Origin of the sequence: Nocardioides sp. J9, assembly GCF_007829375.1 — a bacterium.
In the GTDB taxonomy this organism is placed as follows: domain Bacteria; phylum Actinomycetota; class Actinomycetes; order Propionibacteriales; family Nocardioidaceae; genus Nocardioides.
Window position 1 is genome coordinate 16757 of record NZ_VLJQ01000088.1, and the last position, 24182, is coordinate 40938.

The following is a 24182-nucleotide window of genomic DNA, read 5'->3' on the forward strand; positions in this document are numbered from 1 at the left end:
TTTCACATTTCGTGATCTCCGGCGCTGGCGGGAGGATGGACCCGTGCGGATCCTGTCCATCCAGTCCTCGGTCGCCTACGGCCACGTCGGCAACTCGGCCGCCGTGTTCCCCCTCCAGCGCCTCGGGCACGAGGTGTGGCCGGTGTTCACCGTCCACTTCTCCAACCACACCGGGTACGGCGCCTGGCGTGGCCCGCTGCTCGACCCGGCCGACGTCGCCGACGTGATCACGGGCATCGAGGAGCGCGGCGTGCTCCCCGGCTGCGACGCGGTGCTCTCCGGCTACCAGGGCTCCCCCGCGGTCGCCGGCGTGATCGTCGACGCCGTGCAGCGGGTCAAGGCCGCGAACCCGGCGGCGTCGTACACCTGCGACCCGGTGATGGGCAACGCGAAGTCCGGCTGCTTCGTGAACCCGGAGATCCCGCCGATCATCCGCGAGAAGGTCGTGCCGGTCGCCGACATCCTCACCCCGAACCAGTTCGAGCTCGGTTTCATCACCGGCCGCGACACCCTCGGCTCCCCCGCCCCGATCGAGGCGGTGCTCGAGGCCGCCGACGAGGTCCGTGCGATGGGCCCCGCCACGATCCTGGTGACCTCGGTCGAGCGTGCCGACGCCCCCGCGGACGTCATCGAGATGGTCGCCGTCACCGGCGAGGGCGCGTGGATCGTGCAGACCCCGCGGCTGCCGATGAAGGCCAACGGCTCCGGCGACATCACCGCTGCCCTGTTCACCGCCCACCTGCACAGCACCGGCTCCCCCGCCACCGCGCTGAGCCGCACCGTCGCATCCGTGTACGACGTGCTCGCCGCGACCCTGGAGTCCGGCGCGCGCGAGCTGCGGCTCATCGACGCCCAGGAGGCGATCGCCCACCCGCAGGAGCGGTTCGAGGCCCGCCGCCTGCGCTGACTAGGATTGGCGCGCGCTCCGAGGAGTGCACGCCGCGTTAGCTCAGTTGGCAGAGCGTCGCCCTTGTAATGCGAATGTCGTCGGTTCGATTCCGACACGCGGCTCCACGCCCGTCCGGCCTCCCGCTGTCAGGCAGCAGCCGCCGGGACGCCCGGCTTGCGCCGGGTGAGCAGCACGCCGACGACGCACAGCGCGCCGCCGAGGAAGGCCAGTGGGGGCGGGACCTCGTCGAGCAGGGCCCACGCCATGACCGCGGCGATGACCGGCACCAGGAAGGTGGTCAGCGACTGTTTGCCGGCGTCGGTGTGGCGCAGCGCGAAGGCCCAGGTGCTGAAGGCGACGGCGGTCGGGAAGACGCCCAGGTAGGCGATGAGCAGCAGGGTCTCGGTGCTGCCCGTGCTCAGGACGTCGCCGAGGTCGCCGAGCCACGGCAGGCAGACCAGCGCGCCGAACCAGCAGGCGTAGCAGGTGACCTCGAGGCCGGAGAGCCGGCGCAGCAGGACCTTCTGGCAGACCACGCCGACGGCGTACGTCGCGGCGGCGAGCAGGGCCAGCAGCACGCCCGCCAGGTCGGAGCCACCGTCGCCGCGCATGGCGCTGCCGATGATGACCACGCCGCCGAAGGCGACCGCCATCCCCAGCAGCAGCCAGCCGGTCAGCCGCTCGCCGAGGAAGAGGCCGGCGAGCAGGGCGATGAGGATCGGGCCGACCTGCACCACCATCGCGGCGGTGGCGGCGTCGATGCGTCGCTCGGCGTCGTTGAGGGCGAGGTTGTAGACGCCGAACCACGCGACGCCGCAGCAGGTCAGGAGCACCAGCTCGGTGCGGGTGAACCGGTGGCGCGGCGCCCGCACCAGGAGCGCCGACAGCACGACGGCGGCGATGAGCAACCGGCCCAGGGACAGCGCGCCGGGGGTGACCTCGTGGCCGAGGTGCCGGATCGCGACGAAGGCCGAGGCCCAGAAGACCAGGGTGACGCCGAGCGCGGCGACCGGCTGCCAGGCCGGCGGGCCGGTGACCTCGGTGCCGTCGCTGCCGTCGGGTGCGGTGTCGGTGGCAGGCGAGGTCACCTGACGAATCTAGGGGGCACCACCACGTCGCAGCACCCGGTTTTCGGCCACCCTTCGTCGACATGCGGTCATCCGCGACTCCAGCCGCGACGCACCGATGAGTGTCGGGCGGCTGACTAGTCTCAGGTGCGTGGACCTCCCCGTGATGCCGCCCGTGCAGCCGATGCTCGCCAAGTCCGTGTCGGGCGTGCCCGACCCGGCGAAGGTGGACCCGCAGGGGCTGAGCTTCGAGCCGAAGTGGGACGGCTTCCGCTGCATCCTGTTCCGCGACGGCGACGAGGTGGAGCTGGCGAGCCGCAACACCAAGCCGCTGACCCGCTACTTCCCCGAGCTCGTCGAGGCCGCCCGGGCCGAGCTGCCCGAGCGGTGCGTGCTGGACGGCGAGATCTTCGTGGCGCTCGACGGCGAGGACGGCAAGGGCCGCCTCCAGTTCGAGGTCCTGCAGGAGCGCATCCACCCGGCCGCGTCGCGGATCACGATGCTGTCGGAGACGACGCCGGCGGACTTCGTCGCCTTCGACCTGCTGGCGCTGGGCGACGAGTCGTACGTCGACCGACCGTTCGCCGAGCGGCGCGCGGCCCTCGAGCAGGCGCTGGCCCACCTCGGCGCGACGGGCGGGCGCTGCCACCTGACCCGCACCAGCACCGACCCGGCCGTCGCCGAGGAGTGGTTCCACCAGTTCGAGGGCGCCGGCCTCGACGGCGTCGTCGCGAAGCCGATGAGTGCGCCGTACGCGCAGAACGCCCGCACGATGCTGAAGATCAAGCACGAGCGCACCGCCGACGTGGTGCTCGCCGGCTACCGCGAGCACAAGACGAGCACGCCCGAGAACCCGTTGATCGGCAGCCTCCTGCTGGGGCTCTACCAGGACGGCGAGCTGCAGCACGTGGGGGTGAGCGCGAGCTTCACCGCGAAGCGGCGCGCCGAGCTGTGGCAGGAGCTGCAGCCGCTGGTCTGCCCGATCGAGGAGCACCCGTGGGGGCGGTGGCAGGAGTTCCTCGTCGCCAACCCGGGCCGCCAGCCCGGCACGCAGAGCCGCTGGAGCCAGGGCAAGGACCTCTCCTTCACCCCGCTGCGCCCCGAGCGGGTGATCGAGGTGAAGTACGACGCCATGGAGGGCCCGCGCTTCCGGCACACCGCGCACTTCAAGCGCTGGCGGGACGACCGTGACCCGGAGTCCTGCGGTTACGAGCAGCTCGAGCAGCCGGTGCGCTACGACCTGGCCGACGTGCTGGGCGGCTGATCCTCGACCCGCGCCCGGCGGCGCGGCAGGATGGTGGCATGACCACCGAGCCCGCTCCGCGCGAGGAGCCGTACGACGTCGTCCTGCTGGTCGAGCAGGCGCTGACTGCCGCGGACGCCGAACAGGTCCGGAGCCTCCACGTCGAGCTGGACGACGACCCGACCATCGAGGTCGTCTACCACGTGCTGCTGCCGATGGCCGACGCCGCCGCAGCCGTCGAGGCCTCCCTCGGGGTGATCGGCGGGGCCGACCTGATCGCTCCCCCGATCACGCCCTCGCCGGACGAGATCGACCACCTGCGCGAGGAGTACCGCGAGCAGGCCGACCGCGACCTCGCCACCACCGCCGACGTCCTCGCAGCGACCGGCGCGCACGTGGCGAGCCGCTGCATCGTGACCGACCCGCCCGTGGACGCGCTGATCCGCAAGGTCCGGGAGGTCGACGGGCGCGAGGCGATCATCCTCACCCGCCCGCACCTGGTGGCCGAGTTCTTCCACGTCGACTGGACCTCGCGGGCGCGCCGCAAGCTCGGCGTCCCGGTGCTGCACCTGCTCGAGCACGAGGCACCCGCGGCCCAGGCGGGCGGCGGGGAGGGCGTCACCGGCGCCTGAGGGCCTGTGACCCGCGCCGCCGGCCGGGCCACGTAACGGCAGCCGGCGCGCGGTCGTTGACCCGGCATGGTCACCGCACGCGAGCTCCGGAGCAAGGTCGTCGACACGATCGACGGGGCGCCGCTGGAGCCGCTGCGCATCGAGCTCGTCATCGAGCTGTGCCGCTGGACGCTCGCCGAGGTCCCGGCCCTGGGCCTCCCCCACCTCGGCCGCACCACCCGCACCGCGCTCCAGCTGCTGCTCGCCGAGGCCGTGCCCGAGCTGCCCGCCGGCGCGCGCGACGAGCTGGCCCGCTCCTGCGAGGTCGTCGCGGTGCGCGGCGCCGGCCACCCCGGCTGACACCCTCGGTCAGGTGCCCTCGATGCGGTTGCCGTCCTCGTCCCAGTGCTCGGCGACCTTCTTGCTGGGCTGCACCCGCGGCGGCTCGCCCGGCATCTTCGGGTAGTCGGGCGGGAAGTTGAGCTCGCCCTCGCCGTCGGCGGCCTGCTGCTCCCACAGGTCCAGCAGCGGCTGGAGCGAGAAGGCCTCCTCGTCGATGCCCGCCCACGGGTCGCCGTCGGCGACCCGGTCGGGAACCGTGAAGAGGTTGAACTCGCGCGGGTCGGTGACGCCGGCGATCTCGTCCCACGTCATCGGCGTGGACACCGGGGCGCCGGGCAGCGGGCGCAGGGAGTACGCCGAGGCGATGGTCCGGTCGCGGTTGTTCTGGTTGTAGTCGACGAAGATCCGCTCGCCCCGCTCCTCCTTCCACCAGGCCGTGGTGACCTGGTCGTCGCGGCGGGCGAGCTCGCGGCCGAACGCGATCGCGGCGTGCCGCACGTCGGTGAACTCCCAGCGCGGCTCGATGCGCACGTAGATGTGGACGCCGCGGTTGCCGGAGGTCTTCGGGTAGCCGCGCAGGCCCAGCTCCTCGAGCAGCTCGCGGGCGACCCCGGCGACGCGGACGGCGTCGCCGAAGGTCGTGCCCGGCTGCGGGTCGAGGTCGATGCGCAGCTCGTCGGGGTGGTCGACGTCGTCGCGTCGTACCGGCCACGGGTGGAAGGTCAGCGTCCCCATCTGCGCGCACCAGACCGGGACCGCGATCTCGGTCGGGCAGATCTCCTCGGCGGCGCGGCCGGAGGGGAAGGTGATCTCGACCGACTCGAGGTAGTCGGGAGCCCCCTTGGGGACGCGCTTCTGGTAGAAGGCCTCGGCGTCGTTGTCACGCGGGCCGGTGGCCAGCCGGAAGCCCTCCCGGACCCCCGACGGCCACCGCTCCAGCGCGGTGGGCCGGTCACGCAGCGCCCGCATCAGGCCGTCACCGACGGCGACGACGTACTCCGCCACCATCAGCTTGGTGACCTCGGGCGTGCGCCCGGTCGCCTCGTAGATCACCCGGTCCGGGCTGGACACCCGGACCTCGCGGTCGCCGGCCTGCACCATCGCCGCAGCGGTCTTCGCCATGCCGCGAGCCTACGGGCTGGTGACGGGGCCGGGATGAGACGTGACCGGCGCGTCAGCCGGTCACGGCACGCAGCTCGATGGGCACCTCCGGCACCGTGAGGCTGCCGACGACCTCACGACGGGCCAGGTCGACGACGTGGACCTGCTTCGTGGCGGGCTCGGTGACGTACGCGGTCCCGCCCACGACCTCGAGCAGCGGGCGGGCCTCCCGCCAGTCGAGAGGCTCCTGCCACGCGGCGGTCACCGGGAGCGACGAGCTGACCCGGGCAGTGCGGACGTCGACGACGTGCAGCCGGCCGTCGGTGCCGAGCACCAGGCCGTCGCCGTCGGGAGTGCGACCGAGCGAGCGGAAGCTGTAGCTGGCCGGGAGGTCGACCAGGCGCAGGCCCGCAGTGCGCGTGTCGACCACGGACACCCTCGTCGGGCGCTCGAGCTCGGCGTCGCGGTCGACCTTGTAGTCCCCCAGGACGTAGCGCGAGTCGTCGTGCCCGGCCTGGTTGCCGATCCGGCCGTAGGCGTCGGGAGCGTCGACCTTGGTGATCTCGCGGCCGTCGACGAGCAGCACGCCGTCCTCGCACCCGATGACAGCGACCTCGCCGGCGAACGCCTCGCCGTGCACGCCGGGGCAGTCGTCGGAGGCCGCCAGCCGGTTGCCGGCGGCGGTGACGACCTCCACGCCGTTGCGGGAGTCGGCATCACCGACGGTGCGGATGAGGTTGCCGTGCCCGTCCTGGACGGCGACGCCGTGGTGAGCGTCGACGGACTCCCACGTGTCGAGCCGCGGACCGGCCCCGCCGTCGCCCTCGAGGTCCGCCAGGTCGGCGGGGTCGAAGGCGGTGATGTCGCCCGTCGCGTCGTCGAACACCGTGGTCCGGCCGTGGTGGGCGACGACGTGGCCGGGCTCCTCGGCCTTGATGGTGAAGCCGGTGAGCCGGGGCTCGCCCAACCAGGAGTGGCCGTGGTCGCCGTGCGCATCGGTCCACGCGCCGGTGTCGAGCGCGGTGAAGCCGCCGGAGCCGGAGACCAGCACGTGCCGGTCGTCGCCAGCGTGGTTCAGCCGGAGGAACCCGTCGACGTGCTCGTCGAGCAGCACCTCCCCCGAGCCGGCGTCGAGGACGAGCACTCCGCCGTCGTACGACATCGCGAGGCGGGGGCTCGGTGCGCCGACCTCGGTGGCGGACGGCGGGCTGCCCGCCGCGGCCGGTGCAGGCGACGACTCCTCCGCGCCGCAGGCGACGAGGGCGGAGGAGGCGAGCAGGGACAGGGCGAGTGGAGCGATGCGTGCGATCTTCATGAGAATGATTCTCATTCGCAATAGCCGCCACGTCAAGCCGGACTCACCGCACTGCCGGCAGGTGCGCAGAAACGAAACGGCCCGGGCACCCGCAGTGCGGGTGTCCGGGCCGTGCGACGAGCGGCGCCGCGGGAGCTGATCCCAGGCGGACTCAGTCGGCGCTGTGCGCGCCGTCGACGGGCTCCAGCGTCAGCGAGATGGAGTTGATGCAGTAGCGGTCGCCGGTCGGGGTGCCGAAGCCGTCCGGGAAGACGTGGCCCAGGTGCGAGCCGCAATTGGCGCACCGCACCTCGGTGCGGACCATGCCGTGCGAGCGGTCCTCGATGTACTCGATGGTGTCGCTGATCGGCTGGTAGAAGCTCGGCCACCCGCACCCGGAGTGGAACTTCGTGTCGGACTCGAACAGCTTGGCCTGGCAGGCCTTGCACCGGTAGACGCCCGTGGTCTCGGTGTCGGTGTACTCGCCGGTGAACGCGCGCTCGGTACCGGCCTCGCGGAGCACGTGGTACTCCTCGGGAGTCAGCGTCGCGCGCCACTCCTCGTCCGTCTTGTCGACCTCGTATGCCATGTCATCGAGCGTACTCAGCCACGCACGCGGACCTCGCGGGCGCCACCGCGGCGTCCCTCAGGCGACGACCCCGGCGACCGGCAGCCCGGCGGAGCGCCAGGCCGCGAAGCCGCCGACGACGTCGGTCGCCCGGTGGATGCCGAGGGCCTGCAGGGCGTCGGCCGCCAGCGAGGAGGTGTAGCCCTCCTGGCAGAGCACGATCACCCGCAGGTCGTACGACGCCTCGCGGACCCGCGCGTCGCTGCGCGGGTCGAAGCGCCACTCGAGCACGTTGCGCTCGACCACGAGCACGGGCAGCGTCGCCGCGACCTCACCCTCGGCGGCCCGCTGGGCGGCCGGGCGGATGTCGACGAGGACGGCGTCCTCGTCGGTGATCAGCTCCTGGAAGGCAGCCCGGACGCTGATCCGGTCGAGGCGGGAGCGGGCGTCGGCGAGCAGGGCGTCGACGCCGTCGTACCGCGGGGCCGGGCGTCCCGGGCCCGGCCCGTCAGCACCGCGGCGCTGGTTGCGCTGCATGTCCGCCACGGTAGCCAGCAGGGCGGTCACCACTCCTCCCCCGCGCGCTCGACGCCGAGCGCCTCGAGGCGGTCGCCCCGGAAGCGGAACCGGGTCATCGAGGACAGCCGCGGCGAGTAGGCGTGCAGCGAGAGGGCCGGCCGGTCGGTCTCGTTGCGGACGTCGTGGGCGTAGCCGGCGCCGAAGGCCTTGCCGTCACCGACAGAGAGGTCGACGAGCTGGAGGCCGCCGTCGAAGGTGTGCTCGGTGAGCCGGCCCTCCAGGACGGTGAAGGCGCCGGAGGAGGAGCCGTGGTCGTGCCAGTCGGTGGCGGCTCCGGGCGGCCACGAGATCAGCCAGAGCTCGTAGGCGCCGGTGGCGAGGACACGGGTCCACGTCCGCTCGTGCGGGTCGCGCTCGAGCAGGTGGGGCAGGTCGGGGTCGGCGGCGTGGCCGCGGACGACCTCGAGCAGGGGCAGGACGGCGAGCTGGGTCATCGGAGTTCCCTTCCGGGGAGGCGGGTCGGCGCAGCGCCGGCGGCGCGAGGGGCCGCAGCAGCGCTGGACCGACAGGTGGTTCGGAGCTGGATCAGGAGCTGGACCGGAGCTGGACCAGCGGCTGGGGAAGGTGCGGGCGGGATCAGCAGCAGCGACGACACAGCCCGCCGGCGCGCCACGTGGCGCGGGAGGCGAGCGGGGAACCGGACATGGCTCAATAGTGCATTAACTCAATAGAGTTTGCAAACTTCGCGCGTGGGCCGGCGCGTCGGTCGGCCGATCCGCCCCGCCGGCGGGTGCGAGGGGTCGACGGCAGGGCGCAGCGCCGGACGGTAGACGCCCGGGGAAAGGAAGGCTCGATGCCCCTGGTGGGGCGCCGGATCAGGGCAGGCGGTCGAGCAGGTCGGCGAGGTCGATCCGCCGGCCGGTGTAGAAGGGGACCTCCTCGCGCACGTGGCGGCGGGTCTCCGAGCCGCGCAGGTGCCGCATGAGGTCGACGATCCGGGTCAGGTCGTCGGCCTCGAAGGCCAGCATCCACTCGTAGTCGCCGAGCGCGAAGCTCGGCACGGTGTTGGCCCGGACGTCGGGGTAGCCGCGGGCCATCTGGCCGTGCTCGGCGAGCAGGCGACGACGCTCGGAGTCCTCGAGGAGGTACCACTCGTAGGAGCGGACGAAGGGGTAGACCGCGACGTAGTCGTGCACGCGCTCGTCGGCGAGGAACGCCGGCAGGTGGCTGCGGTTGAACTCGGCCGGGCGGTGCAGGGCCATCTGCGACCACACCGGCGCGAGACGCGCACCGAAGGCGGTCCGGCGCAACCGGTGGTAGGCGTCCTGCAGCTGGTCACTGGTCTCGGCGTGCCACCAGACCATGATGTCGGCGTCGGCGCGGAGCCCGGCGACGTCGTACACGCCGCGGACGACGACGTCGGAGGCGGCCAGGTCGGCGACCAGGGCCTCGAGCTCGGCGAGCTCGTTCTTGCGGACCACCTCGTCGTTGCCCAGCGGCTGCTCGAGCTTGAAGACCGACCACATGGTGAAGCGGATGGTCTCGTTGAGCTCGTTGATCTTCGCCGCGTTCGACTTGATGTGCGCCTGGGGGTCCGACATGCCTCCATTGTGCCGCGCCGCCCCGCGGCGCCCGACGTCAGTCCCGGCCGTAACCGGCCTCGCGGGCCTTGACGATCGCGTCGGCCCGGCCGGTGGCGTGCAGCTTGGCGTAGATCGCGGACACGGCGTTGCGCACGGTCTTGTTCGAGACGTAGAGCTCGGCGGCGATCTCGTCGTTCGTCCGGCCGGCGGCGATGAGGTGCAGGACGTCGCGCTCGCGCTCGGTCAGGCCCGGGAAGGGCTCGTCGGCGGCGACCGCGGGGGCGGCGGCGGCCCCGGCGAAGAACGCCGCGACCCGCGCCGCCAGGCTGGCGCCGAAGACCATCCCGCCCGCCGCGGCGGAGCGGATCGCGGCCTGCACCTCCTCGGCGCCGGCCCCCTTGAGCAGGTAGCCGCAGGCACCCGCCCGCACTGCGGCGAGGATGGTGTCGTCGTCCTCGTTCATCGTCAGCATCACCACGCGCAGCGAGGGGTCACGGCCGGTGAGGAAGCGGGTCGCCTCGATGCCGTCCAGCCCGGGCATCTGGATGTCCATCACGACGAGGTCCGGCGTGGTCTCCTGCACCACGTGCAGCGCCGCACGGCCGTCGGCCGCCGTGCCGACGACCTCCAGCCCGTCGAGCGCGCCGAGCAGGGCGACGAGCCCGTCGCGGACGATCTGGTGGTCGTCGACCACGACGACGCGGACCGGGGCGGTCGGGGTGGGCGGTGCGGTGCTCATGCGGGGGTCCTCAGCGGGAGTCGGGCCGAGACGACCGTGCCGCCGTCGGGGGGGCTGGTGATGGTGGTGCTGCCGCCGAGCTCGGCGGCCCGCTCGCGCAGGCTGGACAGGCCGACGCCGGCGGTGCGGTCGGGCGCGATGCCGACCCCGTCGTCGGCGACCTCGACCAGGAGGTCGTCCCCGGTGACGTCGAGGCGGAGTCGGACGCCGGAGGCCTGCGCGTGCCTCGCGACGTTGGTGAGCGCCTCGCCGGCAATGCGGTACGCCGCCACCTCGACCGCCGCCGGCAGGCGTCCGGCGAGGTCGGCCGCGGTGATGGCGAGCGGGAGGTCGAGGGTCTCGGCCTGCTGGCGCAGCGCCCCGACCAGCCCCCGGTCGTCGAGGGCGGGCGGGCGCAGGTCGTGCACGAGGCGTCGTACGTCGGCGACGACGTCCTGCACCTGGGCGCTGACCTTCTCGATCTGCTCCCGTGCGGCCTGCGGGTCACGGTCGACGGTCATCCGCGCGGCCTCGAGCTGGAAGACGATGCCCGACAGGGCGGGCCCGAAGCCGTCGTGGAGGTCGCGGCGGATCCGGCGTCGCTCCTCCTCGCGTGCGGTGACGAGGCGCTCGCGGCTGCGCTGCACCTCCTCGGCGAGCTGGCTGGCGCGCGCGGCGGTCGCGGCCTGCCGGACCAGGTCGCCGAGCAGCTGCTGGTCACGCGGGGTGAGCTGGCTGCGCAGGCCGCGCGCCGGCAGCACCAGGCTGCCGATGGTGGCCTCGCGGTAGGTGATCGGCAGCGTGCGCACGTGCCCGGGGCGGTCCCCGACGGTGGTGACCAGCCGCTCGCCGTGGGTGCGCTCGACCTCCATGCTGACGAACGGCACACCGAACGCGGTCGCGACCGCCTGCGCGACGGCAGCCAGCTGCTCACCGGTGTCGTCGGTGGTCTCCAGCGTCGAGGCGAGGCCCGCGACGACGTCGTACCGGTTGGTGCGCTCGCCGAGCAGCAGTCGCCGCACGAGCGCGGACAGGCGCTGACGCAGCGGGCCGTAGAGCAGCACCGCGACCGCGAGCACGACGGCCACGACCTGCGCCCGGCTGAGGTCGTCGTCGAGGGCGAGGGTGAGCAGGCCGAGCACCGCGACGTCGGCCAGCACCAGGACGGCGAGGACCGCGCCCAGCACGGCCGTACGGGCGAGCAGCTCCTGGATCGGCGCGAGCGCCGGGCGGACGATCGCGACCGTCATCGCCGCCGGCGGCACCACCGTCGCGGTGAATGCGCCGAGGTGGTCGCCCGCAGGGAGCGGGAACACCGCGCCGAGGAGCAGGACGCCGACGATCACCAGCACGCTCCACAGCAGCCAGCGCAACCGGTCACGCTCCAGCCCGGCGGAGCGGCGGTAGCGGACCACGACGGTGAGCAGGGAGAAGAAGAACGCGGCCACACCGAGGGCGATGCCGAGGGAGACGACCTGCGGACCGTGCCCGGCGAGGACGCCGAGCGAGGTGGGGTCCTGGTCGATCCCCGGCGGCAGGCCCTCGATGCGCTGCTCCCCCTCGGCCGGGGCGACGAGGACGGCGAGGCCGCTGAGCACGAGCATGCCGACCGCCACCCACGACGCCGGCGTCCAGCGGCCGGGGAGGAAGCGGCCGGTCGGGAAGACCAGCAGCAGGCCGGCGATGACGGCGGTGAGGTAGGCGCCGAAGCGGTTGAGGAACCACAGCGCGAAAGTCATGCCGGGCCACGCGTCGTCCTCGGTGAGGCCGGCGCGGATGTAGCTCTGCGCGAACCCGTCAAGGGACCAGAACAGCCCGTAGGCGGCGAGCACCCAGCCGAAGCGCTGGGTGTGGTCGCGGAGGAGGACGACAGCGGCGAGGACGCCGAGGACGGCGCCGTTGACGATCCACGGCCAGCCCGCGCCGTCGGAGGCGACGTCAATGCCCGGGCCGGACGCCGGCGCGGTCAGGTCCAGCCAGGCGCCGGCCGGCAGGAGCAGCACGCACAGCAGCGGCACCGCCAGCACGGTGGCCAGCCGGGCACCGCGGGGGCGGGGGTCGCTCTGCACCGGCACATTGTGCAGCCGGTCCGGCCCCCTCCGTGGCGGAATGGGAGCCGGACCGGCTGCGGTCGCGATCGGCACGGGTTCCTCGGGTGCCGGGTCAGGCGCGGCCGCGGAAGGCCTTGTCGCCGGCGAGGAAGCCCAGGGCGATGACGACCATGCCGACCGGGCCGGTCATGCCCGCCATGTACTGCAGCGGGGAGAGCCCGATGAGCAGGGTCAGGCCGCCGCCGACGAGGCCGACGAGGCCGAGCCACCGCGGCAGGCCGCCCTCGCGGGCGACGCCGAACAGGCACAGGCCCGACAGGCCGAGCAGGCCCCAGCACCACGGCACGGTGCCGATCCAGTGGTTGAAGAAGGTGGCGCTCTCCGGGACGACCATGTCCGAGCCGGCCGCGAAGATGAACTCCGTGTCGAGGCCGGAGCCGACGACGAGCATCACCGCGGTGATCACGACGCCGGTGAAGGCGACGGTCGGCAGCACGCTGTCGCGACCGGCCGTGGCCTTGAGCCGGCGGTGCAGCCCGGCCGCGAAGGGCACCATCAGCACGGCGCTCAGCATCGTGAAGGTGTGGAACGCCAGCATCTGCGGGACGAGGTCGCCGAGCTTGTCGGACACGGCCTGGGCGTCCCCCTGGATGTCGGGGTCGTAGACGGCGTTGACCATCGACGAGGTCACCATCATGCCGATCCCGGCGACACCGGCCAGCAGGCCGGACAGCGCCCACCGGGTCGGCGGGTAGGTCGTCGGCTCGTCGTGCTGGCCCTGGCGCTGGTCCTGGGTCGGGTCGAGGGCGGGGGCGGGGCGGTGGGTCTGCGTTGTCATGCCCTGACCGTGCCGGGCCGCGTGTCCCACCCGACAGGGACAACCCGGCACGCCTCCCGGGACACCCGCCCCTCGTCGTACCCCGCGACGACGAGGTGCGTGCCTGTGCACCGCGAGGTGTGAAGGTTGGCGGCACGACGTGGCTGGGTCCCGACCCCGAGGTGCGACGGTTCGGGGCACGAGGTGTGCCGGATCGTCGCCCGACGTGCCTGCGGCCGGCACACCCTCACACCTCGCGGCGCAAAGCCTCACACCTCGCGGCGCAAAGCCTCACACCTCGGCGGGGTCAGGTGAGGAGCGAGGCGGTGGCGGTACGGGCGGAGGCGATGGTGGCGGGGATGCCGACGCCGTCGTAGGCGGCACCGCAGACGGCGAGGCCGGGGACGGGGGCGACGGCGGCGCGGATCCGGGCGACGCGCTCGGTGTGGCCGACCCAGTACTGCGGGAGGCCGCCGCCCCAGCGCTGCACGACGGCGTCGACGGGCTCGGCACGCAGGCCGGTGGCCTCGGCGAGGTCCGCCAGGGACGCGCGCACCAGCTCCTCGTCGGGGACCTGGAGGGTCGCCTCCTCGCCGTACCGGCCGAGCGAGGTGCGCAGCACGAGCAGGCCGTCGCCGGCGTCGCGGACCCAGTCCCACTTGGCGAAGGAGAAGGTCGACGCCTTCACCCGACGGCCGTCGACGGGCGGGACGAGGAAGCCGGAGGCACCGACGTCGAGCGCCTCGGCGACGCCGGGGTCGTCGGCGCGGAAGGCGAAGGTCACCAGCGCGACCGAGGCGTAGGCGACCTCGGCGAGCTCGGTCGCGGCGACGGGCGCGACGTCGGCGAGCAGGCGGGCGGCGGGCGCGGCCGGGGTGGCGACGACGAGCAGGTCGGCGGTCTCCTCGCCGGTCGGCGTGGTGACCCCGAACCCCCCGCCCGTACGACGACAACCGGTCACGGGCGCGTCGTAGCGGACCTCGACGCCGGGTCGGTCAGCCAGGTCGGCCGCGAGCGCGGCGGGCAGCCGCCACATGCCACCCTCCACGGCGGCGAAGACGGGCGGGGCGTCCCCCGGCGGCTGCGGCAGCGTGAAGTCGTCGCGGGCCAGGAGGTCGGCGAGCTGCGGCACGGCGGAGCGCACGGAGATCCGGCGGGCCTGCCCGGCGTACACGCCGCCGAGGAGCGGTTCGACCAGCCGGTCGACCACCTCGTCGCCGAAGCGGCTCGCCACCAGGTCGCCGACGGAGGCGTCCCCCTCGGCGTGCCGGACCACCTGCTGGCGGGCGCGGGCCATCCCCTCGGGCGAGAGGATGCCGGTCGCCTCGAGCTGGTCGAGGTCGAGCGGCGCACCCATCAGGCTGCGCGGCAGCGGGCGCAGGGCGCCGCGGGTCCACACCCGCGAGCTCGCCCGGGTGGGGTGCACGAGCGGCAGGCCGAGGTCGCCGGCGAGCGCCGAGCCCTCGGGCCGGCGGTGCAGCATCGCCTCGGCGCCGACGTCGACCTGCACCCCCGCGACGCGGTCGCCGCGGAGCTTGCCGCCGGGCCGGTCGGTGCCCTCGAGGAGCAGGACCGACGCACCGGCGTCGGCGAGGTCCCGGGCGGCCACGAGCCCGGCGATCCCGGCCCCGACGACGATCGCGCTGCGCACGGCACCAGTCTCCCAGAGCCACCTCCAGCGCCCGCCGCCAGCCGTCGGGAACCGCTCGGCCCGGTGCCGCGTCGCATCCGCATGAACCCGACGCGCCACCGCCCTAGCAGCCGCCCCAGCAGCCGCCCCACCAGCCGGTCCCGCAGCCGCACCCGCACCCCTGCCCTGCTCGCGGCCCTCGTCGCACTCGTCGCCGTGCTCCTCGCCGGGTGTGCCGGCTCCGGCTCGGACTCCTCGTCGGGCGCGGACGTGGCGATGTCCGAGGCCGCACCGGCGGACATCGGCGACGAGGGACGCGCGGCCGGGGCGGAGGCCGAGGCGGCCGACGCCGCCCAGGGTGACGACGCCGCCGGTGTCGCCCGGGTGGTCGACCCCGGCCGGGACGCCGCCCGCGTCTCGCCGGGGGCGGCGGTCATCCGCACCGGCACCATCGGCCTCGAGTCCGAGGACGTGGGCAAGGCCCGCTTCGACGTCCGCAAGGTGGTCGACAAGTACCGCGGCACGATCACCGACCAGGAGACCTCGACCGCCGAGGAGGGCCGGCTGGGCACCGCCCGGCTGGTGGCGCGGGTCCCGAGCGACAGCTTCGACGACGCGACCCGCGAGCTGGAGGAGGTCGCCACGCTGCTCGGCTCGACGACGTCCGGGGAGGACGTGAGCACCGAGGTGGTCGACGTGGCCGCACGGGTCCGCGCCCAGCGGGCCAGCGTCGCCCGGGTGCAGGCGCTGCTCGCCCAGGCGAAGGACATCCAGCAGGTGATCTCGGTCGAGCGCGAGCTGGCGACACGGCAGGCCGACCTCGACTCCCTGGTGGCGCGGCAGGAGTACCTCGCCGACCAGACGTCGTTCTCGACGATCACCGTCACGATCGAGCAGCCGGACGGTGACCGCGCGGACGAGGAGGACGAGGCGGACGGCTTTGTCGAGGGCCTGGCCGCCGGCTGGGACAGCTTCATCGGCGGACTCGTCGCGATCCTGACCGTGGTCGGCTTCCTGCTGCCGTGGCTGGGCCTGCTCGCCCTGGTCGTGGTGCCGTTGTGGCTCCTGGTCCGGCGCCGCGGCGCACGCCGGTCCGCACCCCCCGCCCCGGCCGGCCCCTGATCCCCACGACGGGGGCCGAGCCGGGGCGACGGGAGGGTCAGGCGAGCAGCTTCTCGACGACCGGTCGGCTGCGCGCCAGCCAGTCGGCGTAGGCCGCCGGGTCGTCGTGCTGCTTGTCGAGGACGTAGAGCGGGCTGCCCGGCACGACGCCGCCGAGGTGGCTGAGCAGCGGCACCAGCCCGTGCTCGGGGGCGAGCGTGTGGCCCGGTCCCCCGCCGAGCATCAGCGGGACCGTCACCCCGGTGAGCTCGCCGGCGCCGAACCGGTCGAGGAAGAGCTTCAGCAGCCCCGTGTACGTCGCCTTGTAGGTCGGCGACGCGACGACGACCAGATCGGCCGCAGCCACCTGGGCCACCGCCTCGGCGACCTCGGCGTCGGTCCAGTCGAAGAGCCGGGCGCCGACCGTGGCCAGGTCGACCACGAGGTCGGGCTCGCGGCCGACCAGCTCGCGGTGCAGCAGCAGCGCGGCGTCCAGGGTGCGGCTGGCCGGCTTCGGGTTGCCGACGACGACCACCGTGCGCGGGGAGCTCCCGCCCGACACCGCGCTCACCGTCCCACCGACGCGAAGGGGACCGCCGAGCCGTACTGCCGCTGCGGACCGTCGTGCTTCCACAGGCCGCGCTCGGCGAGGATCGGCAGGACACCCTCGCCGAACCAGTAGGCGCCCTCGAGGTGCGGGTACGCCGAGAGCACGAACTCGTCGAGGCCGAGCTCGGCGTACTCCTGGATCCGGTCGGCGACCTCCTCGTGGCTGCCGACGAGCGCGGTCCCGGCGCCACCGCGGACCAGGCCGACGCCGGCCCAGACGTTCGGGTAGACCTCGAGGTCGTCGGTGCGGCCGTCGTGCAGGTCGAGCATCCGGCGCTGGCCCTCGGACTCGCTGCGGCGCAGGCCCTCCTGGACCTTGCGCACGGTCTCGGGGTCGATCTCGCTGAGCAGGCGGTCCGCCTCGGCCCACGCCTCCTCGGCGGTGTCGCGGGTGATCACGTGCATCCGGATGCCGAAGCGGAYCGGCCGGTGGTCGGGGCCCCGCCCCTCGGCGGCCGCGAGCTCGCGGATCCACGCGATCTTCTCCGCCACGGCCTGCGGCGGCTCGCCCCAGGTGAGGTAGACGTCGGCGTGCTCGGCGGCGACCTTCCCGGCCGCCGGCGAGGAGCCACCGAAGTAGATCTCCGGGAGCTTCGCGGGCAGGAAGCCCAGCCGCGCCGCGTCGACCGAGAGGTGCTTCCCCTCGTAGTCGACGGTCTCGCCGGCCCAGAGCCGGCGCACGATGTCGAGGAACTCCCCGCAGCGCTCGTAGCGCGCGTCCTTGTCGTGGTAGTCGCCGAACATCCGCTGCTCGTGGCTCTCCCCGCCGGTGACGACGTTGAGCAGCAGGCGGCCGTCGGTGAGGTTCTGGAAGGTGGTCGCCATCTGGGCGGCGAGGTACGGCGCGACGAGGCCGGGTCGGAAGGCGACGAGGAACTTCAGCCGCGCGCTGGTCTGGGCCAGCATCGCGGTGGTCACCCACGCGTCCTCGCACCAGGCCCCGGTCGGGGTCAGCGCGGCCTCGAAGCCGTTGTCCTCGGCCGCCCGCGCGACCTGGGTGAGGTAGGAGACGTCGGCCGGGCGCCCGGACTGGCCGGGGTTGCGGCCGTCGCCGCCGTTGGTGGGGAGGAACCAGTGGAACTTCAGTGACATGAGGGGGCTTTCCTTGGACAGGCGCGAGGGTGGATCAGATCTGGCCGTGGTTGGGGGGTGGGGTGCCGTCGATGGCGTGGCGGCCGAGGTGGTGCACCTTCCACGCGGCCGGGTCGTGCAGGGTGTGGGTGCGGGCGTTGCGCCAGTGGCGGTCGAGGTCGAGGGTCCTGAGCGCCGACCGGGTGCCGGCCACCTCGAAGAGGCGGCTGGCCGCCTCCAGCGAGGCCGCCGTGGTGGCGGCCCGCGCCGCGGACACCGCGAGGCTGGCCTCGGCCGCGGTCTCCGCGGTGAGGTCGGCCCGGGCGCGGTCGACGGCCCGGCCGGCCTCGGCGAGCAGCGCCTCGGCGCCGCGCACCTGCAGCTCGACCTCGCCGAACGCCTGGACGACCAGCGGGTCGTCGGCGGCGCTGTCGGTGTCGTAGAGCGCGAGCGCGTCCGGGTAGGGCCGGCTCCTCGTGGTCACGAACGCGGCGGCGTCGCGGATCGCGGCGCGGGCGATGCCGGCGTCGATCGCGGCGTGCAGGAGCTGGGCGAACGAGCCGTAGGCCTGGGGTCGCTCGAACGTCAGGTGGTACGGCGTCACGCGGTCCGCCGCGACCCGGACGTCCTCGAGCCGGACGGTCCCGCTCGCGGTCGTGCGCTGCCCCAGCCCGTCCCAGTCGTCGATGACCGTGACGCCCTCGGCGTGGCGGCCGACCCACGCGACGGCGAGCGGGCCGCCCTCGTCGAGGTGGGCCAGGACCGGGATCCAGTGCGCGAGGTAGGCGCCGGTGGCGTAGCCCTTCTCGCCGTCGAGCACCCAGTCACCCGGGCGCTCGGGGTCGGGACGCAGCGTCGTGGCGTGGTCGCGTACGTGCTTGCTCCGGACCTCGGACTGCGCGTTGCCGAAGCGCTTGCCGGCGACGACCTCACCGAGCAGGAACCGCTTCTGCTCCTCGGTCCCCTGCTCGACCAGCGCGTTGACGTAGACGAAGTGGCTGTGCGGGATCTGGGCCACGTTGGGGTCGCCGGTGGCGAGCAGCCGCACGACCTCGGCCAGCACGGTGGCGCCGAGCCCGGGGCCGCCGTGCTCGACGGGGACGGTGAGGGCCAGCAGGCCGGCGGCTGAAAGGGCATCGACCTCCGCGACCGGGAGGATCCGCTCCTGGTCGCGCCGGGCCGAGCCCTCGGCGAGCCGGACGGCCAGGTCGGCCGCCGCGGCGATCGCCGAGTCGGCGGTGTGGGTGGCCGGGTCGACGTACGCCGGGGCGACGGCGTCGACGGGCGCGATGGACGTGAGCGACATCAGACCCGCTCCAGCTCCGCGGCCTCGAGCTCGCGGACCAGCGGGAGCACCTCGCGGCCGAAGTACTCGACGTCCTCGAGGTAGTGCAGGAAGCCGAGCAGGAAGAGGTTCACGCCGCGCTTCTTGTACTCGATCATCCGGGTGGCGATCTGCTCGGGCGTGCCGATCAGGCCGGTGCGGAAGCCGTCGTTGTACTGGACCAGGTCGGCGAACTCGGAGTCCTGCCACATGCCCTTCTTGTCACCGGTGCTCTGGCCGGCCTGCTTGACGGCGGCGCCGAAGCCCTCGACGGCCTCGCGGTCGGCCTTGTCGATGATCTCGCGCAGCACGTCGCGGGCCTCGGCCTCGGTGTCGCGGCCGATGAAGAAGCCGTTGACGCCGAACTTCACCTTGCGGCCGTGCACGGTGGCCACGTCGCTGACGTCACGGACCTGCTCCGCGATGCCGTCGGGGGTGTTGCCGTTGGCGAAGTACCAGTCGGTCACGCGGCCGCCCATGCCGCGGGCGTCGGTGGAGTTGCCGCCCATGAAGATCTCGGGGTGCGGGCGGTCCGGCGAGCTCAGCGGCTTCGGCTTGAGGTCGAAGTCGTGGAGGCGGTAGAAGTCGCCGTTGAGCTCGGCGTGGTCCGAGGTCCAGATCTCGCGGACGTAGCGGATGAACTCCTCGGCGCGGCGGTAGCGCTCGCCCAGCTTGGTGAACTCGTCCTTGAACCAGCCGCTGACGACGTTGATCGCGGCGCGGCCGCCGGAGATCTGGTCGGCGGTGGCGATGAGCTTGGCGAGCACGCCCGGCTGCCACAGGCCCGGGTGGACCGCGGAGATCACCTTGAGCCGCTCGGTCGCGAGCAGCAGCGCGAGGCTGAAGCTGGTCGACTCGTGCTGGTACGCCGCGCCGTACGACGCGATGTAGCGCACCTGGGACAGGGCGTACTCGAAGCCGTTGTTCTCGGCCAGGCGGGCGAGCTCGACGTTGTAGTCGTAGCCCCAGTCCGTGCGCTGCTCGATCTTGCTGACCACCAGGCCCCCGCTGACGTTGGGGACCCAGTAGGCGAACTTGAGCGGCTGGGCGAAGGCTTCGGGGTCGAAGATCTGGTCGTTCATGGCGGTACCTCTGGTCTCGGAGGAACTAAGTCGAGTAGTTCGCTAGACATTACCGGAGAAGGAGTGGAACAGGCATCGGAACGGGGCCGCCGGCTCCGTGGAACCGGCGACCCCGCGACAGGCAGGGCCTTGCACCCTGCGTCCGGACCGTCAGGCCGGGCTCGGCACCGGGGCCTCGGCCGCAGCCGCAGCCGCAGCCGCGTCGACGGCGGCGCCCGCCGGGGTCCGGCCGATGGCCCAGGCGTACGGCGGCGGCGTGCCGTTGACGAGGTGGCCGCCGACCACCCGCGCCTTGAGGATGCGCGGGTTGTGCGAGGACACCGTGCGCGCGTTGCGCCAGTGCCGGTCGAGGCCCTTGCTGATCGCCGTGCCCGACGCGCCGAGGGTGTCGAACAGGTTGGTCGTCAGCCCGAGCACGAGATCGGTCACGACGACCTGCGCCGCCGACGACTCGACCTCGGCCCGCTCGTTGGCAGCCGCCACCTGCTCGGGCGCGCTCGCCGCGACCGGCGCCAGGTCGGCGACGGCCTGGATGGTCTCCGCGACCCGAAGCGTGGCCGCCTCGGCGGCGTACACCGCGGCGGACGCCTCACCGATCCGGGCCAGCACCTGCGCGTCGTCGCGCACCCGCGCCGCGTTGGCGTGGGAGTAGTTGCGCTCGCGGCGCTGCACGTGGTCGACGAAGTCGGCCACCGCCGCCCGTCCGATGCCGGCGAGGACCGCCAGCAGGTTCAGCTGGTAGAGCGCCGTCTGGTACGGGAAGCGCTCCCCGAAGGGCAGCACGTTCGCGGCAGGGACGACCGCGCCGTCGAAGGTGGTCGTGCCGCTGCCGGTCCCCCGCTGGCCGAAGCCGTCCCAGTCGTCGGTGACGGTGACCTGAGGGTCGCGGGTGTCGACGATCGCGATCGCGAAGTCGTCGTCGTGGCCCTCGCGGACCCGCCGGACGTAGACGTCGGCCCACTCGGCGTAGATCGTGCCGGTCGTGTAGAACTTGCTGCCCGTCAGCCGGTAGCTGCCGTCGGACTGCGCGGTCAGGACGGTGTGCTGGGTGTCGATCGCCGTCGCGCCCACCTCGGACCAGGCGTTGCCGGCGATCTCGCCGGCGGCGAAGCGGTCGAACCACTCCCGCTGGTCGCGGCCCTGCGCGTGCTGCCACAGCCGGTCCTCGACCAGGGCGGCGTGCCCGCGCAGGGCCTGCGGCAGGTTGCTGTCCGCGGCCGCGAGGTCGATCCAGAGCTGCGTGAGTGCTGGAATCGAGACCCCGCGGCCGCCGTACCCGGTCGGGACGCGCAGCGCCCCGAAGCCGCTCTCCTTGAGGCGGCGGACCTCCTGGTCGGGCAGGACGTCGTCGAGCTCGCGCTGCAGCGAGCCGGCGCCGATCTCGGCGAGCAGCGGCTGGTACGCCGCCCGGAGCTCCTCGAGCCGGGCGCGGTCGTCACTGGTGCTCATCGCGGCCTCCTCACGTGTACCAGGTCGGCTCGGGCAGCTCGCCGAGCAGCGCGTAGCGCCCGACCTCGGCCCGCTTGTGGGCGACCGGGTCGTGGAGGCTGTGGGTGCGGATGTTGCGCCAGAAGATGTCGAGGCCGACCGAGCTCGCGGTCGCGCGGGCGCCGGTGACGTCGTAGACGCGGGTGCCGATCTCGAGGCCGGTGTCGATCGCGACCTGCTTGGCGGCCGCGATGAGCACGGCCACCTCGCCGCGCTCCTCGGGCGTGACCGTGTCGGCGTGGGCGTTGATCGCCTCGATGAGCGTGGCCGCGCGCTCGGTGAGCGCCTCGGCGGCCCACAGCTTCGAGCGCAGCTCGCCGTAGGTCTCGAGGATGTAGAACTCCTGGGTCGCGGTCTCCTTGAGGTCCGGCGTGTAGGGCCAGGGCCGGGTCTTCTCGCGGGTGTAGGTCGCCGCGGTGGCGAGCGCCCCCTCGGCGATGCCGAGGTAGATGTTGGCGAAGATGATCTGGATCAGCGGCACGTTGAGGGTGTTGTAGACACGCGGCTGGAACTCCCAGCCGTTCGCGGTCCGCACGTAGCCGGCCGCGGCTTCCCACGGCACGCGGACGCCGTCGATGACGACGCCGCCGCTCTCGGTCAGCCGCTGGCCGAGGCTGTCCCAGTCCCCCTTGAACCGGATCGCGGGCTGCTGGGTGGGCACGATCGCGAAGACGTGCTTGTCGGTGCCGTCGAGCACACCTTCGAGCACGGTGACGTCGGAGACCCGACCGCCGGTGGAGAAGGACTTCTCGCCACGGAAGACGATCTCGTCGCCCTCGTCGGTGATCACCAGGTCGGCGTCGCGCGGGTTGACCGCACCACCGAAGAACCACTGCTCCTTCGTCGCCTGCTCCTCGACGGCGGCGACCTGCTCCGGCGTGCCGACCAGCCGCACGGCCCAGAACCACAGCAGGTGGTAGCCGAGCAGCTGTCCGATCGACCCGTCGCCGGCGCTGACCGCGCGGATCACGCGCAGCGCCGTGGTCCAGTCCTGGCCGGCCCCGCCGTGCTCCACCGGTCCGAGCAGGGTGACCAGGCCCGAGTCCTTGAGCAGCTGCACCTCCGCGGTCGGTACGGCGAGGGCGCGGTCGCGCTGCACGGCGTCGGCGGCGAGCGTGGTGGCCACCTGGCGCGCCCGCTCGACCCAGCCCTCGGGCGTCGTCGGTCGGTCGGTCCAGCCTCCGGGGGCGGCGCCGGCAGTGGCGCCGGTCGGGGAGGTGAGGTCGGCAGTCATGAGGGCGTGTCTCCTCGTGTCGAGACGGTCGGCACGGCCGGGTCCGTCGTGTTAACGTTTGTCTACAGACTTACTTGACTTACTTCCGGGAACAACCCCCTCGACCCACGGCGTCGCCGATGGACGTGAAAGGCAGCACCCATGCGGATCGAACAGCTCGAGTACCTCGCGGCGGTGACGCAGCACGGTTCGCTGCGGCGGGCCAGCGAGAAGCTGCACCTCTCCCAGCCGGCGCTCAGCGAGGCCATCACCAAGCTCGAGCGGGAGCTGCGGGTCACCCTGCTCGACCGCCGGCGCTCCGGTGCCCGGATCAGCCGCGACGGCCGGGAGCTGCTCCCCTACATGACCGAGGTGCTCGCGGCCGTCGACCGGCTGCGCGCCGCCGCCGGTGACCAGCGCACCGACACCCGCGTGATCCGGGTCGGCACGGTGCACGCCGCGACCTCGACCCTGCTGGTGCCGGCGGTGCGGGCCTTCCAGGAGCGGCACCCGGGGACCACCGTCGAGGTGCTCACCCTGCAGCAGGCGCAGATCGACGAGCAGCTGGCCGAGGGCACCCTCGACCTCGGCCTGGTCAACGTGCTCGACGGCGACGACCCGCCGATCGGACTCGACGGCGTCGACCTCCTGCACGGCCGGCCGGTCGCCGTGCTGCCGGCGGGGCACGCCCTCCTCGCCCGCCCGCAGGTCACCCTCGACGAGCTGCGCAACGAGCGCTTCGTGATGATGCGCGCCGGCTACGTCATGCACCGCTACGTGCACCGCGCGTTCGGCCCGGACGTGCCGCCGGCGGCGCACAGCACCGACGGCGCGGAGATGGGCAAGGCGCTGGTCGCCGAGGGCGTCGGCGTCACCGTGCTCCCGGACTACTCCGTCATCGGCTGCCCGCTCCAGCGCGTCGGGATGATCGAGCCCCGCCCGATCGCCGGGAACCAGACGACGGTCACCCTCCAGCTGCGCCAGCGCCGGTCGCTGCAGCAGCCGCTGCCCGTGCGCGAGCTGCAGAACGCCCTGGCGACCCGGGCCGCGGAGTACCGCGCGTCCTCGAGGGCCGAGGCGAAGGCCGGCGCCGCCTCCTGACGCCCTGCACGGGGCTGCGGGGCGGGTCGGCCATGATGGCGACATGACCGCGACCCGCATCGCCGTGCTCATCGACGCCGACAACACCTCGCCCCGGCACGCCGAGGCACTGCTGGAGGAGATCGCCAAGTACGGCGTCGCGACGGTCAAGCGCGCCTACGGCGACTGGACCACCTCGCAGCTCGGCGGCTGGAAGGGCGAGCTCAACCACCACGCCATCGTGCCGGTCCAGCAGTTCGCCTACACGACCGGCAAGAACTCCACCGACTCCGCACTGATCATCGACGCGATGGACCTGCTCTACAGCGGGAACCTGGACGCGTTCGCCCTGGTGTCGAGCGACAGCGACTTCACCCGGCTGGCCACCCGCATCCGCGAGTCCGGCCTCACCGTCTACGGCCTGGGCCTGCGCAAGACCCCGCAGTCGCTCGTGGCGGCCTGCGACACCTTCATCTACCTCGAGGTGCTCGGCAAGGACTCCCCTCCCGACGACGCTGACGACGCCGACGACGCCGACGACGCCGTGGACGCCGAGGCCGCCGAGGACCCGCCGCTGCCGAACCTGCAGAGCCTGCTGGTGCGCGGCGTCAACAACGCCTCCGGCGACGACGGCTGGGTCGACCTGGGCGCGCTGGGCAACTACCTCCGCACGGCCAGCCCGTCCTTCGACCCCCGCCACTACGGCTTCCCCCGCCTGCTCCCCCTCGTGGAGTCCCAGCCCTACCTGACCACCGAGAGCACCGGCACCGGCGTCCGCGTC

24 protein-coding genes and 1 tRNA gene are annotated in these 24182 nt (G+C 73.4%); 8 read left to right on the plus strand and 17 right to left on the minus strand.

The features are described 5' to 3' along the window. Positions 1 to 43: 43 nt before the first annotated feature. Positions 44 to 907, plus strand: a complete 864-nt coding sequence (gene pdxY / locus L615_RS14870) for a pyridoxal kinase PdxY (protein WP_145725580.1) — start codon at positions 44 to 46, stop codon at positions 905 to 907. Between the two features lie 31 nt (positions 908 to 938). After that, positions 939 to 1014, plus strand: a tRNA-Thr gene (locus L615_RS14875). 21 nt (positions 1015 to 1035) lie between these two features. Here the strand turns inward: L615_RS14875 and L615_RS14880 are convergent. Continuing rightward, positions 1036 to 1977, minus strand: coding sequence for a DMT family transporter (locus L615_RS14880; RefSeq protein ID WP_145725581.1), 942 nt, complete (start codon positions 1975 to 1977; stop codon positions 1036 to 1038). A 130-nt stretch (positions 1978 to 2107) separates the two neighbouring features. Here L615_RS14880 and L615_RS14885 point away from each other — a divergent pair, with 130 nt between their 5' ends. The 3 genes from L615_RS14885 to L615_RS14895 all read left to right on the plus strand — a co-directional run bounded on the left by L615_RS14885 (position 2108) and on the right by L615_RS14895 (position 4170). Continuing rightward, on the plus strand, positions 2108 to 3220 hold the full coding sequence (locus L615_RS14885; RefSeq protein ID WP_186449881.1) for an ATP-dependent DNA ligase: 1113 nt from the start codon (positions 2108 to 2110) through the stop codon (positions 3218 to 3220). A 38-nt stretch (positions 3221 to 3258) separates the two neighbouring features. Next, positions 3259 to 3831, plus strand: a complete 573-nt coding sequence (locus L615_RS14890; RefSeq protein ID WP_028656730.1) for a hypothetical protein — start codon at positions 3259 to 3261, stop codon at positions 3829 to 3831. A gap of 66 nt (positions 3832 to 3897) precedes the next feature. Beyond that, the gene (locus L615_RS14895; RefSeq protein WP_028656731.1) at positions 3898 to 4170 is read left to right on the plus strand and encodes a hypothetical protein; all 273 of its coding nucleotides are present in this window, start codon (positions 3898 to 3900) and stop codon (positions 4168 to 4170) included. 9 nt (positions 4171 to 4179) lie between these two features. Here L615_RS14895 and L615_RS14900 read toward each other — a convergent pair whose 3' ends face one another. From L615_RS14900 to L615_RS14945, 10 genes are all read right to left on the minus strand, one after another. Beyond that, positions 4180 to 5274, minus strand: a complete 1095-nt coding sequence (locus L615_RS14900; RefSeq protein WP_145725582.1) for a DNA polymerase domain-containing protein — start codon at positions 5272 to 5274, stop codon at positions 4180 to 4182. A 52-nt stretch (positions 5275 to 5326) separates the two neighbouring features. Further along, positions 5327 to 6568, minus strand: a complete 1242-nt coding sequence (aztD, locus tag L615_RS14905; RefSeq protein ID WP_145725583.1) for a zinc metallochaperone AztD — start codon at positions 6566 to 6568, stop codon at positions 5327 to 5329. A gap of 151 nt (positions 6569 to 6719) precedes the next feature. Beyond that, positions 6720 to 7136 carry a peptide-methionine (R)-S-oxide reductase MsrB gene (gene msrB, locus L615_RS14910; protein WP_028657077.1) on the minus strand — a complete coding sequence of 139 codons (417 nt, stop codon included), beginning with the start codon at positions 7134 to 7136 and terminating at the stop codon, positions 6720 to 6722. A gap of 57 nt (positions 7137 to 7193) precedes the next feature. Beyond that, a complete protein-coding gene (locus L615_RS14915) occupies positions 7194 to 7652 on the minus strand; it encodes a rhodanese-like domain-containing protein (protein WP_145725584.1) in 459 nt (152 codons plus the stop codon). Between the two features lie 26 nt (positions 7653 to 7678). After that, on the minus strand, positions 7679 to 8128 hold the full coding sequence (locus L615_RS14920; RefSeq protein WP_145725585.1) for a cupin domain-containing protein: 450 nt from the start codon (positions 8126 to 8128) through the stop codon (positions 7679 to 7681). Positions 8129 to 8509: 381 nt separating this feature from the next. Next, a complete protein-coding gene (gene hemQ / locus L615_RS14925) occupies positions 8510 to 9235 on the minus strand; it encodes a hydrogen peroxide-dependent heme synthase (RefSeq protein ID WP_028657080.1) in 726 nt (241 codons plus the stop codon). 37 nt (positions 9236 to 9272) lie between these two features. Next, complete coding sequence (locus tag L615_RS14930) at positions 9273 to 9956, minus strand: response regulator transcription factor (protein ID WP_145725586.1); 684 nt, start codon at positions 9954 to 9956, stop codon at positions 9273 to 9275. Next, a complete protein-coding gene (locus L615_RS23400) occupies positions 9953 to 12004 on the minus strand; it encodes a sensor histidine kinase (protein ID WP_186449882.1) in 2052 nt (683 codons plus the stop codon). The genes L615_RS14930 and L615_RS23400 overlap by 4 nt, the downstream gene beginning before the upstream one ends. Before the next feature lie 94 nt (positions 12005 to 12098). Continuing rightward, positions 12099 to 12824 (minus strand): hypothetical protein, encoded by a 726-nt coding sequence (locus L615_RS14940; protein WP_145725587.1) that lies wholly within the window; start codon positions 12822 to 12824, stop codon positions 12099 to 12101. Positions 12825 to 13110: 286 nt separating this feature from the next. Continuing rightward, the gene (locus L615_RS14945) at positions 13111 to 14454 is read right to left on the minus strand and encodes an NAD(P)/FAD-dependent oxidoreductase (RefSeq protein ID WP_145725588.1); all 1344 of its coding nucleotides are present in this window, start codon (positions 14452 to 14454) and stop codon (positions 13111 to 13113) included. A gap of 81 nt (positions 14455 to 14535) precedes the next feature. Between L615_RS14945 and L615_RS14950 the strand changes: the two genes are divergently transcribed. Next, a complete protein-coding gene (locus tag L615_RS14950) occupies positions 14536 to 15555 on the plus strand; it encodes a DUF4349 domain-containing protein (RefSeq protein WP_145725589.1) in 1020 nt (339 codons plus the stop codon). Between the two features lie 37 nt (positions 15556 to 15592). Here L615_RS14950 and L615_RS14955 read toward each other — a convergent pair whose 3' ends face one another. From L615_RS14955 to L615_RS14980, 6 genes are all read right to left on the minus strand, one after another. Beyond that, positions 15593 to 16105, minus strand: coding sequence for an NAD(P)H-dependent oxidoreductase (locus L615_RS14955; RefSeq protein WP_222430566.1), 513 nt, complete (start codon positions 16103 to 16105; stop codon positions 15593 to 15595). Further along, a complete protein-coding gene (locus L615_RS14960; RefSeq protein ID WP_145725590.1) occupies positions 16102 to 17235 on the minus strand; it encodes an LLM class flavin-dependent oxidoreductase in 1134 nt (377 codons plus the stop codon). The genes L615_RS14955 and L615_RS14960 overlap by 4 nt, the downstream gene beginning before the upstream one ends. Before the next feature lie 34 nt (positions 17236 to 17269). After that, on the minus strand, positions 17270 to 18520 hold the full coding sequence (locus L615_RS14965; protein ID WP_051486244.1) for an SfnB family sulfur acquisition oxidoreductase: 1251 nt from the start codon (positions 18518 to 18520) through the stop codon (positions 17270 to 17272). Beyond that, positions 18520 to 19620, minus strand: coding sequence for a dimethylsulfone monooxygenase SfnG (sfnG, locus tag L615_RS14970; protein ID WP_145725591.1), 1101 nt, complete (start codon positions 19618 to 19620; stop codon positions 18520 to 18522). Before sfnG ends, L615_RS14965 begins: the two co-directional genes overlap by 1 nt. 150 nt (positions 19621 to 19770) lie before the next feature. Beyond that, complete coding sequence (locus L615_RS14975; RefSeq protein WP_145725592.1) at positions 19771 to 21069, minus strand: acyl-CoA dehydrogenase family protein; 1299 nt, start codon at positions 21067 to 21069, stop codon at positions 19771 to 19773. A gap of 10 nt (positions 21070 to 21079) precedes the next feature. Further along, positions 21080 to 22342 carry an acyl-CoA dehydrogenase family protein gene (locus L615_RS14980; RefSeq protein ID WP_145725593.1) on the minus strand — a complete coding sequence of 421 codons (1263 nt, stop codon included), beginning with the start codon at positions 22340 to 22342 and terminating at the stop codon, positions 21080 to 21082. 141 nt (positions 22343 to 22483) lie between these two features. Between L615_RS14980 and L615_RS14985 the strand changes: the two genes are divergently transcribed. Both L615_RS14985 and L615_RS14990 read left to right on the plus strand, forming a co-directional pair. Continuing rightward, positions 22484 to 23422, plus strand: a complete 939-nt coding sequence (locus L615_RS14985) for a LysR family transcriptional regulator (RefSeq protein WP_145725594.1) — start codon at positions 22484 to 22486, stop codon at positions 23420 to 23422. Positions 23423 to 23465: 43 nt separating this feature from the next. Further along, positions 23466 to 24182 (plus strand): NYN domain-containing protein (locus tag L615_RS14990; protein ID WP_145725633.1); only part of this gene is annotated, 717 nt, incomplete at its 3' end.